Genomic DNA, 377 nt, shown 5'->3' with positions numbered 1-377 from the left:
CTTACGGTGCAGAACTAGGAAGCCGTTGGTTAACAACATCTAACCTAGAGCTATTGGCTTCACTTGGTTTGTTGAAAACAAGCTACAAAGATCATGCTAATAGCTCAAAAGAACTCGCTCGTGCCCCTTCTTTGACGGCAAGCTTCGGTGCTTTATACATGTTTGCTGAGAATTTCGAATTGAGTGGTAATGCGAATTACACTGGAGATTACTTCAGTGACGTTGAAAACTCAGCTAACCAGAGTATTGATGCTTACTGGGTTGCAAATGCACAAGTTGCGTATGTGTTTACTAACGGACGTATGTCTTTATTCGCTACAAACTTGTTTGATTCTCAGAAAGAAACATTCAATTTCGGTGGAGACGATATTACGAAG

At 40.8% G+C, this 377-nt stretch carries 1 pseudogene; it reads left to right on the top strand.

Annotated elements, in window-relative coordinates:
* Positions 1-377 (top strand): annotated as a pseudogene (locus tag AB4653_RS01010) (TonB-dependent siderophore receptor); the annotation flags it as partial.

The sequence above is a fragment of the Vibrio sp. 10N.222.48.A3 genome (genome assembly GCF_041475345.1).
GTDB lineage: Bacteria > Pseudomonadota > Gammaproteobacteria > Enterobacterales > Vibrionaceae > Vibrio > Vibrio tasmaniensis_A.
This window is presented reverse-complemented; position numbering and strand designations above follow the sequence as displayed.